The sequence below is a fragment of the Vicinamibacterales bacterium genome (genome assembly GCA_041659285.1).
Classification (GTDB): Bacteria; Acidobacteriota; Vicinamibacteria; order Vicinamibacterales; family UBA2999; genus 12-FULL-67-14b.
The window spans coordinates 13601-28089 of the sequence record JBAZYO010000006.1; the positions used below are offsets into that span (position 1 = coordinate 13601).

Annotated in this window: 16 protein-coding genes; 5 read left to right on the forward strand and 11 right to left on the reverse strand. The window is 67.2% G+C overall.

Annotation, left to right across the window (positions count from 1 at the left end):
- Nucleotides 1-3: 3 nt before the first annotated feature.
- The 9 genes from WC815_10950 to WC815_10990 all read right to left on the reverse strand — a co-directional run bounded on the left by WC815_10950 (nt 4) and on the right by WC815_10990 (nt 7605).
- Nucleotides 4-777: an enoyl-CoA hydratase/isomerase family protein gene (locus WC815_10950; protein ID MFA5909286.1), complete on the reverse strand. Its 774-nt coding sequence runs from the start codon at nt 775-777 to the stop codon at nt 4-6.
- Entirely contained in the window at nt 774-2906 is a 2133-nt protein-coding gene (locus WC815_10955) for a thioredoxin domain-containing protein (protein MFA5909287.1), read from the reverse strand. Before WC815_10955 ends, WC815_10950 begins: the two co-directional genes overlap by 4 nt.
- 494 nt (nt 2907-3400) lie before the next feature.
- On the reverse strand, nt 3401-4336 hold the full coding sequence (locus WC815_10960) for a YihY/virulence factor BrkB family protein (protein ID MFA5909288.1): 936 nt from the start codon (nt 4334-4336) through the stop codon (nt 3401-3403).
- Between the two features lies 1 nt (nt 4337).
- Entirely contained in the window at nt 4338-4580 is a 243-nt protein-coding gene (locus WC815_10965; GenBank protein MFA5909289.1) for a YtxH domain-containing protein, read from the reverse strand.
- Nucleotides 4577-6001 (reverse strand): sigma-54 dependent transcriptional regulator, encoded by a 1425-nt coding sequence (locus WC815_10970; protein MFA5909290.1) that lies wholly within the window; start codon nt 5999-6001, stop codon nt 4577-4579. Before WC815_10970 ends, WC815_10965 begins: the two co-directional genes overlap by 4 nt.
- A 114-nt stretch (nt 6002-6115) precedes the next feature.
- Nucleotides 6116-6265, reverse strand: coding sequence for a lmo0937 family membrane protein (locus WC815_10975; GenBank protein MFA5909291.1), 150 nt, complete (start codon nt 6263-6265; stop codon nt 6116-6118).
- Between the two features lie 14 nt (nt 6266-6279).
- Complete coding sequence (locus tag WC815_10980; GenBank protein ID MFA5909292.1) at nt 6280-6654, reverse strand: YtxH domain-containing protein; 375 nt, start codon at nt 6652-6654, stop codon at nt 6280-6282.
- A gap of 19 nt (nt 6655-6673) precedes the next feature.
- A complete protein-coding gene (locus WC815_10985; protein ID MFA5909293.1) occupies nt 6674-7123 on the reverse strand; it encodes a hypothetical protein in 450 nt (149 codons plus the stop codon).
- A gap of 23 nt (nt 7124-7146) precedes the next feature.
- Nucleotides 7147-7605, reverse strand: coding sequence for a response regulator (locus tag WC815_10990; GenBank protein ID MFA5909294.1), 459 nt, complete (start codon nt 7603-7605; stop codon nt 7147-7149).
- A gap of 64 nt (nt 7606-7669) precedes the next feature.
- On the opposite strand from WC815_10990, the gene WC815_10995 reads away from it, so the two are divergent.
- Together WC815_10995 and WC815_11000 are read left to right on the forward strand one after the other, a co-directional pair.
- The gene (locus WC815_10995) at nt 7670-8326 is read left to right on the forward strand and encodes a histidine kinase dimerization/phospho-acceptor domain-containing protein (GenBank protein MFA5909295.1); all 657 of its coding nucleotides are present in this window, start codon (nt 7670-7672) and stop codon (nt 8324-8326) included.
- A complete protein-coding gene (locus WC815_11000) occupies nt 8323-9843 on the forward strand; it encodes a sigma-54 dependent transcriptional regulator (GenBank protein ID MFA5909296.1) in 1521 nt (506 codons plus the stop codon). The genes WC815_10995 and WC815_11000 overlap by 4 nt, the downstream gene beginning before the upstream one ends.
- Before the next feature lie 7 nt (nt 9844-9850).
- Here the strand turns inward: WC815_11000 and WC815_11005 are convergent, their stop codons facing one another.
- Nucleotides 9851-11350: an ATP-binding protein gene (locus WC815_11005; GenBank protein ID MFA5909297.1), complete on the reverse strand. Its 1500-nt coding sequence runs from the start codon at nt 11348-11350 to the stop codon at nt 9851-9853.
- A gap of 247 nt (nt 11351-11597) precedes the next feature.
- Here WC815_11005 and WC815_11010 point away from each other — a divergent pair, with 247 nt between their 5' ends.
- Nucleotides 11598-11903 carry a hypothetical protein gene (locus WC815_11010; GenBank protein ID MFA5909298.1) on the forward strand — a complete coding sequence of 102 codons (306 nt, stop codon included), beginning with the start codon at nt 11598-11600 and terminating at the stop codon, nt 11901-11903.
- Nucleotides 11904-11907: 4 nt separating this feature from the next.
- Here WC815_11010 and WC815_11015 read toward each other — a convergent pair whose 3' ends face one another.
- A complete protein-coding gene (locus tag WC815_11015) occupies nt 11908-12165 on the reverse strand; it encodes a hypothetical protein (GenBank protein MFA5909299.1) in 258 nt (85 codons plus the stop codon).
- A gap of 225 nt (nt 12166-12390) precedes the next feature.
- On the opposite strand from WC815_11015, the gene WC815_11020 reads away from it, so the two are divergent.
- Nucleotides 12391-12591: a hypothetical protein gene (locus tag WC815_11020; protein ID MFA5909300.1), complete on the forward strand. Its 201-nt coding sequence runs from the start codon at nt 12391-12393 to the stop codon at nt 12589-12591.
- A 254-nt stretch (nt 12592-12845) separates the two neighbouring features.
- Nucleotides 12846-14453 (forward strand): carboxyl transferase domain-containing protein, encoded by a 1608-nt coding sequence (locus WC815_11025; GenBank protein MFA5909301.1) that lies wholly within the window; start codon nt 12846-12848, stop codon nt 14451-14453.
- Nucleotides 14454-14489: the final 36 nt, after the last annotated feature.

The following is a 14489-nucleotide window of genomic DNA, read 5'->3' on the forward strand; positions in this document are numbered from 1 at the left end:
CCCTCACGAGTTCTTCCAGTTAGGCGCCCGCTTGTCAATCCAGGCCCGCACGCCCTCGGCGGCGTCATGCGTCTTGAGCAGGCCACCCAGGTAGTCGCGCTCCGCCGCGTCGAGCGCCGGCTCGGCCTGCGCGCGCAGGGTCAGCCGCGCCGCGCTCACCGCGTGCGCCAGCGCCACCGCCGAATGCGGTGACAGGTGCGTCTCGAACCACGCGCCGGCGGCGTCGAGCAGGCTCGAGGACGGCGCCACCATCGAGAGCAGGCCCGCATCATGCCAATACGCCGCCGCCTGCAGCTGGCCGGTCACGATGGCGCGGGTGGCGCGCGAGGCACCCACGCGCAGCGGCAACAGCGCCGCGGCCGCCGCCGGGAACGCGGCGAGCCGGATCTCCGGCAGACCGAACGTGGCCGCTTCGGTCGCGAGGATGTCGTCGCAGGCCAGCGCCAATTCGAAGCCGCCGCCCAGGCAGCGGCCATCCACCAGCGCGGCCGTCGGCGCCGGAAACGACAGCACCTGCTTGATCACGCGATTGGTTTCCGGCAACACCGTGGCCATCATGCCCGGCTCGTGTTCCTGAATCCTGGCGCCAAAGGAAAACTCGCCGGCGGCGCCTTCGATGGTGAGCCACTTGACGTCGCGCGTGGATTCCAGGCTGTGCAGCGCCTTGCCCAGCGCCCGCACCAGGTCCAGCGACAACAGGTTGCCCGGCGGCGCGTTCAACACGATGCGCTGCCATGCCCCCTCGCTGGACGACCGGATCTCGACGATGTCGCTCATGAGAACACGCTCGGATCGGTGGACGGCGCGTCGCAGGCAAACGCCCGGCACACGTAGGCGGTGGCCTTGTCGTCAATCATCTTCATCTCCGCGACCCACGGCATGTGGACCGCCAATGCGGCCTGCTCCGACGGGTCCGCTAGCACCACGACGGCGAAGGGCCGGAACTGCTTGTGCGCGGCCTTCCAGAGTGCCTTCGTGTCCGCCGCGTCCCGCCGGCCCACAATGACAATCTGATCGCCGCCGGCTTCGGTCGCCGACAGCACGGCCGCCATGAACGGTACCGCGCGGCCCTGGTCTTCGAGGCGTCCGCCAAACGACGCGATGGCCTCGGCGGCCCGCGCGCCGTAAACCGGTTCGCCGGTCAGGTGCGCCAGCGTCCACACGTTCAACGCTGACACCGCGGTCGGCGAAGGCTCAGCGCCATCGTAGTCCTCTTTCATCCGCAGCAGCACGGAGGGATCCGCGCCGGTGGTGCTGAACCAGCCGCCGCCTTCCGCATCCCAGAACAACTCGTCCTGCCGGGCCTGCAGTTCCCGGGCCCACGCGAGCCACTGTGCCCCGCCCGTCGCCTGGAACACCTCGAGCACGCCGAAGATGAGGAACGCAAAGTCTTCGGCGTAGCCCTCAATCGCGGCGTCCCCGGCACGGTAGCGGCGCAGCAACCGGCGCGTGGCCCCGTCCCACATGGTCTGCCTGATGAACGTCGCCGCGCGTACCGCACTCTCGAGATGAGGCGCGCCGGGGTCGCCGCCATCAACGCCCAGGGCTTCGCCCGCTGACAGCACCCGAGAGGCCCGCGCGAAGGCGCCGATCATGAGGCCGTTCCAGGCGGTCAGGACCTTGTCATCCAACTGCGGGCGCGGGCGGTCGTTCCGCACGTCGAACAGGATTGCCCTGGCGCGCAACAACGCCTCGGCGACCTCGACCGGCGTCTTGCCGCTGGCCCGCGAGAGGTCGGCAATCGACTGCGCCGTGTGCAGCAGGTTCTTGTTCACGAACTCCTGCTGCGGGTCGAACGGGGCGTTGCCGTTGGGCAGCACCCCGTACCGCCCCTCAAAGATCAGGCTGTCTTCCCCGAGCGCCGTCCGGATCTCGTCCCGGCCCCAGATGTAAAACGCGCCCTCCATCTTGTGTGCGTGCGGGTCGCTCTCGGAGCCAGGCGGCACGCTGTCGGCATCCTCCGCCGAGTAGAAGCCACCCGCGGCGTCGGTCATGTCGCGCTGGACGTACTGCAGCGTGTCTTCGGCGATCTGCGCAAAGAACGGATCGTCGCTCGCCTGCGCGGCCTCGAGATAGGCCAGCACGAGCTGGGCCTGGTCGTAGAGCATCTTCTCGAAGTGCGGCACGCGCCAGTTGCCGTCCACGGAATAGCGGTGAAAGCCGCCGCCGATGTGGTCGCGCATGCCGCCCAGCGCCATCGACCGCAGCGTCTGCACGACCATGGCGCGGGCGCCGTCGTTGCCGGTGCGCGCGTGCTCGCGCAGCAGGAACAGCAGCTCGCTCGGCCGCGGGAACTTGGGCGCGTCGCCGAAGCCGCCGCGGCGGGTATCGAACGTCTGCTCGAACTGCTTGAACGTCTTCGCCAGCGCGGCCACGCCGGGCGTCCGCCGATCGTTCTGCCCCAGCGCGAGTTGCGCCAGGCGCGCGACGATTTCCGCCGCCGACTTGAGGACGTTGGCGCGGTCGTCTCGCCAGGCCCGGTTGATCTCGGTCAACACGTCGACGAAGCCCGGGCGGCCCCACTGCGAGGTGGGCGGGAAATAGGTGCCGCCGAAAAACGGCTGCAAGCCGGGCGTCAACCAGACGCTCATCGGCCACCCGCCGGAGCCGGTCGTGGCCTGGACGAACGTCATGTAGACGCGATCGACATCGGGCCGCTCTTCGCGATCGACCTTGATCGAGATGAAGTGGTCGTTGAGCACCTTGGCGACGCCCGCGTGCTCGAACGACTCGCGCTCCATCACGTGGCACCAGTGGCAGGTGGCGTAGCCAATCGACAGGAAGATGGGCTTGCCGGCCGCGCGGGCCGCCTCGAACGCCGGCTCCCCCCACGGATACCAGTCAACGGGATTGTTCGCGTGCTGCAGCAGGTATGGGCTCTGCTCGCCCGCGAGACGATTTGGCATCATCCGATCATACCGTGGGCCGCAGGTGCACCGACGCGAGCCAAATGCAGCCGCAGATTAGACGCAGATTACACAGAGACGCGGGTTCGCTGGCTCCGGCCTTACGGCCGGAGCTTGCTCAGGTGATGAGACCGGGAGATGAGTCGGCAAACACGAGCCCTTCGACTCATCTCCCGGTCTCATCGCCTGAGCAGCGCCGCGAAGCGGCGCCAGCGAACCGAGCGGCGAGCAAGCGACGTGATCCCGAACAGTTGGCAGGGCCTCGAGCCCGGATACGCATTACAGCGGGACCAGCGACAACCCGCCGCGGTCGAGGATCGCGCCGTCCCTGGGCGTTGGGAAGGCAACCTCTTGGCCGGGCCGCGAATGATCGCTGGCTCCGGCCTTACGGCCGGAGCGACGGCGCACTTCGTGAAGCCGCATCGGCGCCCAATCTGCGTCTAATCTGCGGCTGTTGTCTAATCTGCGGCTGTTGTCTAATCCGTGGCGGTCGTCTAATCTGCGGCGGTCGTCGAATCTGCGGCTGCCTTCTGCGGCTCGACGGCTGCGGCCGCCAGCGCGGGGTGGCGCGCCGCGGCGTCCTGCAATCTCGCGTAGCTGGCGGTCATCTCGACGCCGTACAGCAGGATGACCACGCTCACGTAGATCCACAGCAGAAACACGACGACGGCGGCAATCGAGCCGTGAATCAGGTTCCAGGTGGCCAGGTCGCTGGCGTACCAGGCGAACAGCGAAAAGGCCCCGCGCCACAGGATGCCGACCATGATGGCGCCCGGCCACACGTCGCGGAAGCGCACCTTGGTGTTCGGAATGAAGTAGAACACGAGGGCGACGCAGAGGATCAGCAGGATGCTGGCGGCGTAGTGCGCGGTGATGCCGCTCGCCCACGTCAGCCACGGCGAGTTCGCGATGGCGGTCCCGAAGCGGCTGCTCTCGGCCAGCCTGACGAAGCTGGCCAGGATCAGGCCGAGGAGCAGCACCGCGCCCGCCGACACCAGCATCAGGAAGGCGACCAGCCGATGCTTCAGGAAGCTGCGGCGCTTCTCGACACCCCAAGAGTGATTGACGGCGGAGGTCAGCGCGTTGAAGACGCCCGTGGATGCCCAGACCAGGGTGAGGATGCCGCCGGCACCGAAGCTGACGGGCGCCGTTTGGAAGGCGTCGAGCTGGCCGGTGATGAAATCAAACTGCCGCGGGAAGTAGCGGAACACGAACCGGACGACCGCGTCGCGCTCCCCCGCGTCCGCGGTGACACCGCCCAGGATGGCCAGCGACAGCAGGAAGAACGGGAACAGCGAAATGAGGGCGTAGTAGGCGACCGCCGCGGCATGCGTGAGGCCGTCGCTGTTGTAGAGCTCGCCCACGCCCCGCCACGACGCGAGGCTAATCAGGCGAAAGTGCCCGGCCGCCTGCCGCTGGCCCTGCGCCACGCTACTTGGTCCGGCGCGGCCATGTCGCGGCGCCGGCGCCGCTCCCCTGCGCCACGGGCCGCCCGCTCTTCAAGTCGTCCACTGCCTGGGTCAGTTGCATGGCATCGCGGATCACGGTCTCGATCTCCGGCTGCAGTTCGGCGCGCAGCTGGCGCCCGCGCTTGGTGAACAACAGGAAGCCGACCCCCACGCCCACGGCCGCCCCAAGCACACCGCCGAGAATCATCAGGTTGCGCTCGCTCATCCGGTCTCCTCGACCACGCGCCCCGGAGTGCGCGGGTCCTTGATGTCGTGTTTCTTGATCTTGCTATACAACGTCGGCCGGTACAACCCCAGAATCTGGGCGGCCTCCTGCTTGTTCCAGTTGGTCCGCTGCAGCGTCTGCAGCACCGCCATGCGCTCGATCTCGGCCAGCGTGTGGTGCGGCGGCACCGTGAAGGCGTCGTCGGCCACCGCGTCGCCGCGAATCGGCTCGGGCAGGTCCGCGGGCTGCACCTCGCCCGACTTGGCCACCAGCACCGCCCGCTCAATCGCGTTCTCGAGCTCGCGCACGTTCCCGGGCCAGCGGAACCGGATCAACAGGCGGTAGGCGGCCGGAGAAATGCCCTTCACGTTCTTCTGGTAGCGCGTGTTGAACTTGTCGAGGAAGTGCGCGCACAGCAGCGGCACGTCTTCCGAGTGCTCGCGCAACGGCGGCACGCGCAGGGTGACGGTGTTGATGCGGAAGTACAGGTCTTCGCGAAGCCGGCCGGCCTTGAGCGCGGCCTCGGGCTCGATGTTGGTGGCGCAGATCAACCGGAAGTCCACCTTGACCAGGCGGTCGCTGCCAATCGGCCGGTACTCGCGCTCCTGCAGCACGCGCAGCAACTTGGTTTGCAGCAGCAGCGGCATCTCGCCGATCTCGTCGAGCATCAGCGAGCCGCCGGCGGCGAGTTCCAGCAGGCCCACCTTGTCGGCGGTCGCCCCGGTAAACGCGCCTTTCTTGTAGCCGAACAGCTCCGACTCGATCAGGTCCTTCGGCAACGCCGCGCAATTGATCTTGATGAAGGGGCCGTGCGATCGTCGGCTGCGCACGTGGATGGCGTTGGCGAACAGCTCCTTGCCGACGCCGTTCTCACCCTGGATCAGGATGTTGGCGTCGCTTTCCGCCACCGCCTCGATCAGCTCGAACAGGTCGCGCATGTTCGTGCTCTTGCCGATGATGTTGGAGAAAGCGTACTGCCCGCGCACCTGTTCCTTGAGGCGCTGGTGCTGGGCGCGCTCCACTTGCAGGTTCCCCGCCCGATCCAGGATCGACAGCAGGCCGGCCGGGTCGAAATTCGATTTTTCGAGGAAGTAGAACGCGCCGGCCTGTCCGGCTTCCAGCGCGCGGGTAATCGTGCCCACGCCGCTGATCACGATCATCTCCGGCGACGGGTCAATCGCCTTGAGCTGGCGCAGCAGCGCGATGCCGTCGATATCCGGCAGGACAATGTCGAGCAGGACCACGTCGGGACGCCACGATTTGAACAGCTCGATGGCCCGCGACCCGACCGCCGCGGCACGTACTTCGTAGCCGGGCGTGTGGTCGGCCTGCTCCACCACCATCTTGAGCCAGTCGATGACCATCGGCTCGTCATCAACGACGAGGACGCGGCGCCGGTTGGCCGGTTTGGCTGATGACATGGCTGGAGCGCAACTGCACACACTGTAGCGTATCGACACAGCCGTGGCGACCTGTCGCGGCACCACGACCGTGGCTTGGGAGACGGGATCAATCCGCCTCCCCGGCGGCCGCGCCTATACGGGTTTCCGGCCCTGGATGACCCGAATCAGCATCACGGCGATCGCCAACACCAGCAGGAGATGGATGAACCCGCCCAGCGTGTAGGAGCTCACCATGCCGAGCAGCCAGAGGATGACGAGCACGATGAGTATTGTGTTCAACATGGTCGGCCTCCGCTCTACGAGTGACGGGCGTTAGTGGGACCGCCGGCGCTGCCGTCGCGCATCGCCGCGACACGGGACTTCGCTTGCCCGATCTTGCTCGACGCCGCATCCAGCACCTCGCGCGCGGACGACTCGAGCTGGTCGGCGAGCTGGTCGGCCTTCTCTTCGATGTCCTCGAGCTGCACACCGGCCCGCTCCGCCATTTCGCGATAGCGACGCGCGGCGGCGTCGCGCAGCGAGGTGAAGCCGGCATTCAGGTCCTGCCGCATCTCGGTGCCGGCCTTCGGCGCCATCAGCAGGGCGACACCTGCACCGACCAGCGCGCCGGCGACGGCGCCCAGCAGGAAGATGCCGCTGCCGGAGGATTCGTTCTCGTTCATCATTCTCATGTCCCTATCTCCTTTGAATCTAAAACTCACGATTAAGATGTCTGGGTGCCGTGGCGGCCGCGGCGATGCGCTGCGACGCCCGCCGCTTGCGCCACATCGCCGCGCCACGCCACAACCCGATCGCCAGTGCCGCGCGCGGCGCGGTGACGACGGAGGCGACGGAACCCACCGAGTTGCGGACCGTGCCCATCACGTCGCGGACGTCCGACACCACGTCGCCAACGGCGGTGGTGCCCCGGCGCACGGAGCCGGCCACCTCATCCACGGTGCCGGCCATGTGATCGACATGCGCCTTGAGGTACTCGATTTGGCCGTTGAGGGAGTCCCTGGCCTCGTCAAACGCCTGATTCGCCTTGCGCCAGGCGAACAACGCGCCGATCGCCGCGGCGACGAACAACAACGTCTGCACCGTCAACGCGGCGGCCATGACCATCAACGCTCGTTCCACCACAGCAATATCTGTCGTCATTTACTCCACCAGTGGGTAACAACTTACCCATTGTTATGAGGCTGCTCCACAGCCGGACGGCTGGGCTGGAGCTGTTCACGACGAGCAGGCAGCAGGCGTTCGATCTCCTGCACCAGCATGTCGGGATCGCACGGCTTCACCACGACGGCGTCGAAGCCGCTCTGGCGCGCCAGGTCGAGCTGCCGCGCATGGGAGTACCCGGTGGCGGCAATCAGTGGAATTTCGCGAGTCGCGGGGTTTTCCCGTAGGCGCTTGGCGGCCTCGAAGCCAGAGAGACCTGGCAACTCGAGGTCCAGCACGACCAGGTCCGGCAGCAGCCGTTCTGCCTGGGCGACGGCGCTCAGGCCGTCGGCCGCGGTTGACACGCGATACCCCATCGTTTGCAGGTAGATCGCCCATATGTCGAGCGCGTCGGCGTAGTCGTCAACAACCAGAATGTGCTTGCCGCTCTGAGGGTTCGCCATGGTCGAAGAGGTCGACATCTGCGGCTTCCTACTTCAAGGGGCGTGCCAGACGGCTCGACTGGCCGCGTGCTAGATTGACTTGATGCAGCCGAACATGGCGCAAGTCTTGAATACACTGGCCCACGAGATACGCACGCCGCTCGCGGTCTCGCAGGGGTACTTGAAGCTCTATGCCGACGGCCGGCTCACCACGCCAGACGATCAACGCCGCGCGCTGCAACAATCGCGCGAGGCGCTCGGCGTGATCGCCACGCTGTGTGCGGAGATGGGCAAGGTCAGTGCCCTCTCCGAGGTGCCGGCGCCGACGCTGGCGGCCCGGATCGACGCCGCTGACCTCGTGCAGGAGTTGACCTCGGCGAGCGAACTCGCGGGCGCGACGTGGGCCGGTGACCGGCCGGCCGGGGCACAGATCGCGACCAACGCCCCGCGTGACCTGACACGAGCCATCACCGTGTGGGTCAAGGCGGCGTTCGACCAGGCGAAGGCCGCACCCCACGCCGTTGAGATTCACGCCAGCGAGGACGCGCTGATACTCCTGGCCGGCGCGGAAAGCACGGTCGGTGCGCTGCGGGCCGGACCGGGCGGCGACACCACCAGGGCGATTGACGTCGTGCACGGCGGCAAGGGGCTGTCACTGATCTGGGCGGCGTTCGTCCTGGACCAGCATCACGTCGAGGCATGGACCCTGCAGGATCACAAGGCGTCGATCGGGTTTCGGATTCCATTGGTAACAGTATGAGCAGCGCCACACTCGCGATCGTTGACGACGACAAACCCTTTACCGACTACCTGCAGACCCTCCTGCGGTCGCGGGGCTACAACACCTCGACGTTCGACAGCGGCGACGCCTTGCTGGCCGGGCTGCGCGAAGGGGCGCTGCCCGACGTCATCCTGCTCGACGTGCTGATGCCCGGGCTCGACGGCCTTGAAACCCTGCGCGCCATCCGCCTCGCGCATCCCGCCGCGCAAGTGGTGATGCTCTCCGGCGGCCAGACCCCGGCCACCATCGTCGAAGCGGTACGGCTCGGCGCGATCGACTACGTGGTCAAGCCCGGCGACCCCGACGGCGTCGGTGAAGTGGCCCTCGAAGCCGCCATCCGCAACGCGCTCGAACGGCTGTCGCTGACCAGCGAAGTGCAGCGCCTGCGCACGCAGGTCGGGCAGGACCCCGATGGCGCGCAGCCCTGCTGGAGTTCGGGCCGGGCCATGCAGCCGGTCATGACCATGGTCGATCGCGTCGCCGACAACGACGTCAGCGTGCTGCTGCGCGGTGAAAGCGGCGTCGGCAAGGAAGTGATCGCGCGCGAGATTCACCGCCGCTCGCCGCGCCGCAGCGCGCCGTTCGTCAAGGTCAACTGCGCGGCGCTGCCGGCCGAACTGCTGGAGAGCGAGCTGTTCGGGCACGAGCGCGGCGCCTTCACCGGGGCGGCGTCCACCCGCGTCGGCAAGTTCGAGTTCGCGCAGCACGGCACGATCATGCTGGACGAAATCGGCGAGATGCCGCCGGCCCTGCAGGCCAAGATTCTGCATGTGCTGCAGGACCGCCAGTTCACGAAGCTGGGCAGCAACCGCACCATCGAGGTGGACGTGCGGATCATTGCCGCGACCAACCGCGACCTCGAGGCGATGATGCGCGCCGGGACGTTCCGCGAAGACCTCTACTACCGCCTGCAGGTGATCGAAGTCCACATTCCGCCCCTGCGCGAACGGCGCGAGGAGATCCCGCAACTGCTGGAGTACTTCCTGTTGAAGTTCGCGGCGGTGTATCGCCGGCCGGCGGTGCGTCCGTCACTCGTGCTCCAGGACGCGTTGCTGTCGTACGAGTGGCCCGGCAACATTCGCGAGCTCGAGAACATGATGAAGCGGCTGGTGGTGCTGCAGGATGAAACCCTGATCCTCGCCGAACTCGGCCGGCTGCGGGCGTCGCGCGCGGCCGCCGAACACGAACACCCCGGCTCGGCGCCGGCCTATGCCGTCCCGGCCCCGCGCCAAGCGGCCGCGGCCCAGGCGTCCGCCGTCGCCGCACCGGTCGTGCTCGCCGCGGCCCCCGCCGCCTTCACCAACGGCGCCGAGGGAGTCAACCTGCAGGAACTGGCCCGGCACGCCGCCATGGGCGCCGAGAAAGAAGCGATTCAGCACGCGCTCGAGCGCTTCCGCTGGAACCGGCGCAAGACCGCCGAGTACCTGCAGGTGAGCTACAAGACCTTGCTGAACAAGATGAAGGAGTGCGGGATCAGCGAGGCGCCGGTGGCGTAGCGGCGACTCACCCGGCGGAGGCGCCGGGCGCGACTTTCACCGCTGACGCAATCTCGCGCAGCAGGCTTACCGGGTCCAACGGCTTCGACAAGTGCGCCACGAAGCCGGCGGCCAGCGCCCGCACGCGGTCTTCGGCGCGGGCGTATGCCGTCAACGCAATCGCCGGGATCTTCTCGCCGTCCGGCAGGTTCCGCAACCGCCGCAGCAACCCGTATCCGTCATCGTCCGGAAGGCCGATGTCGCAGACGAGCACATCGGTGTGCCACTCGCCCGTGATCCGCAGGCACTCCGACGCCGTCGCCGCGGTCCGCGTCTCGCAGCCATGCAGCCGCAGGATGGCCGTCACCGCCGCCGCGGAATCCGCGTCGTCTTCAGCCACCAGGACGTGCAGTTTCTGGAACAGCGGATCGGACGTGGCCTGACCGGCGAGGGCCGGCGCCGAGGCCGGCGCCAGCGGCAGCGAGATGGTGAACCGGGCACCCTTGCCGGGGCCCGCGCTTTCGGCGGTGATGCTGCCGCCGTGCAGGTCCACCAGGCGCCGCACAATCGCGAGCCCCAACCCCATGCCCGACCGCACGGCGGCTGACGCGCCCTGGCGGAACGGCTCGAACAGGTGCGGCAGGAACGCCGGGGCGATGCCTTCACCGGTGTCGGTTATCGAGATGATGACGCGCTCATCGGCCGGCTGGACCGCGACCGTGATTCGACCGCCGCGTGGCGTGTACTTGACGGCGTTGGCAAGGACGTTCGACACCACCTGCTGGAGCCGATGGTCGTCGCCGATGATCGGCACCGGCTGCGGCGGTATCTCCACGCTGAGGGCGATCTCCTTGGCGATGGCGACCGCCCGCGTGGTGTCAGCGGCCGCGGCCACCACCGCGCGCGCGTCGATCGGCGCCAGCGTCAGGTCGACACCTCCCTGGATCATCCGCGACACATCCAGCAGGTCTTCGATCAACCGGGTCTGGATCCTGGCGTTGCGGGCAATCGCCTCAAGCGCGTGCTGCCGCTGCGCCTCGTCGGTCGCCGCCCCTGACTGCAGCACGTGGGCCCATCCGACAATGGCATTGAGGGGCGTCCGCAGTTCGTGCGACGCCGTCGCCAGGAACTCGTCCTTGAGGTGGCTGGCGTCCTCGGCCACCCGGCGCGCCTCTTCAGCCGTGACCACCGCTGCCGCGCGCTCATCGATCGCCTTCTCGAGCTCGACCAGCGCGCGCGACAACGCGGCCGTGCGCTCGGCCACTTGATGCTCGACCGAGGCCAGCGCGTGCTGGAGCTCCAGTTCCACCTGCTGGCGATGCTTCCACTCCGAGCGCATTTGCAAACCCGCGAACAGCACCGAGAGCAGCGCAAAGGCGCTGCTCGCCACCACCACGGACTGCAGCGTGCCGACCGACAGCGTGGTGGCCGGGCGTGCCGCGTCTGCCGTCTCGGCCGCCTGGCGATTGAGCCGTTGGTAGGTAAACACTCCGATGATGAGTAGCGAGACGGCTGCAAGAACCAGCAAGTAGCTTACGATCCGGTGCTGCGAAAACATTCGTGGAACCCGCCCATCGACTCTCACTGCATAGACTGTTCCGTAACGAACCACCCGGCCCCTGCCGCAACTGACCCCTCCGCTGCCACTGTTGGGCAGGACCGTGGTGGTCACAGGGTTTCGGAAGGCCCAATAGGTGGAACACGGCTTGCTCTAGGGCGGGTAAGCCCTCGAATCGGGCTGACACTCACAAGGGAGGTTGGTTATGAGTTTGTTGATGCCGCTTGGAGCCGTGTTGGTCGCCGTGGGCCTCGCCGGCTCAGCGGCGGCATGCTATCAGAGCGGAAGCTTCTCGGAAGACGTGGCGACGGGCCATATGGATACCCGGTTGGCTGAAGCAGACGCCCCGCGTCCGAGCGTCGTGCTGGCGCCGCTGTCAGGGCTCTTCCTGGCCGCCGGCGTCGTCTTCCTGGGCATTGGCGCCGGGCACTGGAAGCGTCCGATTCCATCGGATGTCCGTCCGGCCAACCCGTGGAGCGACAAGCCGAGCGAGCACGGCGATCCCCCCAAGGGCCTGGTCTAGTCCTCTAGCGCCGGCTGATAGCCGACGACGGCTGCGCGTTCACGAGATGCAGCCGTCGATCGCGCCGATCGATCGTCCAGCCGGGCGTCTCGTAGCCGCACAGCAGGCACTCCTGATACAGCTTGGTGGCGGTCCGGGCACGGTAGAGCTCGTGGCCGCCATGGAGCATGCTGCACATACCGTGGCGGCACTTCTGGCGAAGCCGGCTCACGACCTGCTTGAACGTGGCGGCGACGTCCACATTTCCGGTAACCAACGTCATCGACCTCGCCCCAATGTGGTGATTGATAGCTCTCATCGCGACCTCCACCCCAGTCCATAGCAAGGTTGGTTCCGCTTTCGCTGGAACGCGAGTTGCAAAGGACGATCACAGATTCGGTAATGAGGAGGATTGGATGAAATACGGAGTTGCGTGGTTACTGGGAGTTCCGGTCTCGATCATTGCGCTTTGGTTCGTCGTGAACCAGATGGGTTGTGGGTTCTAACCATGAAAGCCATCGGCATCGTGCTCGTCGTACTCGGCATCATCGGCCTCGCCTACGGTGGCCTCTCCTGGACGCGCAAAGACACCATCGTCGACGCGGGACCGATCCAGATCACCACGAACAAGACCGAACGGTTGCCGCTGCCTCCCATAGCCGGAGGGCTGCTGCTGATCGCGGGCGTCGTCCTGATCATGAAGAAGTAAGGCGTACCGCCACCGGCCCGCGCGCCGCCGGAAAGCGCGCGGGGGCCGGTATAATGCCCGGGTGGACAAACCTCCGGTCAAGTTGGTTGTCACGCCAGTCGTGTCTGCCCTCCGCGCCATACCGCCCGCGTCGTCGGAAGACGCGATGAAGTGTGAACGGTGCGGGGCGGACATGTATCGCATGCACGCGGTCTGGCGCTGCCCCTCATGCCGCTTCAAGACCGACTGCTGCGGCTGGTAGTCACGCAGGCCTGATGGATCCCCTCACTTCACACATCGATCCGGCGTCTGCCGACTTCCGGGCCAACCGGGAGCGGATGCAGGCGCTCGTGCAGGAGCACCGCGATCGCCTGGCGCAGGCCAGGCTTGGCGGCGGCCCGAAGTACCTCGCCCGCCATCGCGAGCAGGGCAAGATGCCGGTCCGCGAGCGGATCGAGGCGCTGATCGATCCCGGCTCCGCCTTCCTCGAACTCTCCCCGCTCGCGGCATGGGGCATGTACGAGAACGAAGCGCCGGCCGCCGGCGTGGTCACCGGCATCGGCCGCGTGTCGGGGCGCGACGTGATGATCGTGGCCAACGACGCCACGGTGAAGGGCGGCACGTACTACCCGCTCACGGTCAAGAAGCACTTGCGCGCGCAGGAAGTCGCGCTGCAGAACCACTTGCCCTGCGTCTACCTGGTGGACTCGGGTGGCGCCTTCCTGCCCCTCCAGGCCGAGGTGTTTCCTGATCGGGATCACTTCGGCCGCATCTTCTTCAACCAGGCGCGCATGTCGGCGGAACGGATTCCGCAAATCGCGGTGGTCATGGGATCGTGCACCGCCGGCGGCGCCTATGTGCCGGCGATGTCGGACGAGACCATCATCGTCAAGAACACCGGCACCATCTTCCTGGGCGGCCCGCCGCTCGTGAAGGCGGCCACCGGCGAAGAGGTCACGGCCGAAGAGCTCGGCGGCGCCGACGTGCACACGCGGTTGTCGGGCGTGGCGGACTACCTGGCGGAGGATGACGCGCACGCCCTGCACCAGGCGCGCATCGTCCTGTCGACGCTGAACACACGAAAGACCCTGCCGGCCGACCTGGCCCGGCCCGAAGATCCGGCCTACGACCCGGCCGAGCTGTATGGCATCGTGAATCTCGACCTGCGGAAAGCGTACGACGTGCGCGAGGTAATCGCTCGCGTCGTCGACGGATCGCGATTCGACGAATTCAAGGAACGCTACGCCACCACCGTGGTGTGCGGCTTCGCCCGGCTGCACGGCTTCCTGGTTGGCATCATCGCCAACAACGGCGTCCTGTTTTCGGAGTCGGCGCTCAAGGTCACGCATTTCATCGAGATGTGCAACCTGCGCGGCGTGCCCCTGGTGTTCCTCCAGAACATCACCGGCTTCATGGTCGGCAAGCAGTACGAGCGCGGCGGCATTGCCAAGGACGGCGCCAAGATGGTGCACGCCGTCGCCAACTCGGTGGTGCCGAAATTCACGGTGATTGTCGGCGGCTCGTTCGGCGCCGGCAACTACGGCATGTGCGGCCGGGCCTACGAACCGCGACTGCTGTGGATGTGGCCGAATGCGCGCATCTCGGTGATGGGCGGCGAGCAGGCGGCGGGCGTGCTCACCACCGTGAAACGCGATCAGATCGCGCGCGAGGGCGGGGCCTTCTCCGCCGACGCCGAAGCCGCCATCCGCGAGCCCATCCTCCAGAAGTACGACACCGAGGGCTCGCCGTATTACTCGACGGCGCGGCTGTGGGACGACGGGATCCTGGATCCGGCGGAGACCCGATCGGCATTGGCCCTTGGCCTGTCGGCGGCCTACAACGCGCCCATCCCGCCGCCGAAGTTCGGCATCTTCAGGATGTAGCATCCGGCTTTAGCCGGATAATGTGACGCTGGCACC

Excerpts from the sequence above, each read along its gene's own strand:
- WC815_10950 (MFA5909286.1), bottom strand. The coding sequence starts at position 777 with ATGAGCGACATCGTCGAGATCCGGTCGTCCAGCGAGGGGGCATGGCAG.
- WC815_10955 (MFA5909287.1), bottom strand. The coding sequence starts at position 2,906 with ATGCCAAATCGTCTCGCGGGCGAGCAGAGCCCATACCTGCTGCAGCAC.
- WC815_10965 (MFA5909289.1), bottom strand. The coding sequence starts at position 4,580 with ATGAGCGAGCGCAACCTGATGATTCTCGGCGGTGTGCTTGGGGCGGCC.
- WC815_10970 (MFA5909290.1), bottom strand. The coding sequence starts at position 6,001 with ATGTCATCAGCCAAACCGGCCAACCGGCGCCGCGTCCTCGTCGTTGAT.
- WC815_10975 (MFA5909291.1), bottom strand. The coding sequence starts at position 6,265 with ATGTTGAACACAATACTCATCGTGCTCGTCATCCTCTGGCTGCTCGGC.
- WC815_10980 (MFA5909292.1), bottom strand. The coding sequence starts at position 6,654 with ATGAGAATGATGAACGAGAACGAATCCTCCGGCAGCGGCATCTTCCTG.
- WC815_10985 (MFA5909293.1), bottom strand. The coding sequence starts at position 7,123 with ATGACGACAGATATTGCTGTGGTGGAACGAGCGTTGATGGTCATGGCC.
- WC815_10990 (MFA5909294.1), bottom strand. The coding sequence starts at position 7,605 with ATGTCGACCTCTTCGACCATGGCGAACCCTCAGAGCGGCAAGCACATT.
- WC815_10995 (MFA5909295.1), top strand. The coding sequence starts at position 7,670 with ATGCAGCCGAACATGGCGCAAGTCTTGAATACACTGGCCCACGAGATA.
- WC815_11000 (MFA5909296.1), top strand. The coding sequence starts at position 8,323 with ATGAGCAGCGCCACACTCGCGATCGTTGACGACGACAAACCCTTTACC.
- WC815_11010 (MFA5909298.1), top strand. The coding sequence starts at position 11,598 with ATGCCGCTTGGAGCCGTGTTGGTCGCCGTGGGCCTCGCCGGCTCAGCG.
- WC815_11015 (MFA5909299.1), bottom strand. The coding sequence starts at position 12,165 with ATGACGTTGGTTACCGGAAATGTGGACGTCGCCGCCACGTTCAAGCAG.
- WC815_11020 (MFA5909300.1), top strand. The coding sequence starts at position 12,391 with ATGAAAGCCATCGGCATCGTGCTCGTCGTACTCGGCATCATCGGCCTC.
- WC815_11025 (MFA5909301.1), top strand. The coding sequence starts at position 12,846 with ATGGATCCCCTCACTTCACACATCGATCCGGCGTCTGCCGACTTCCGG.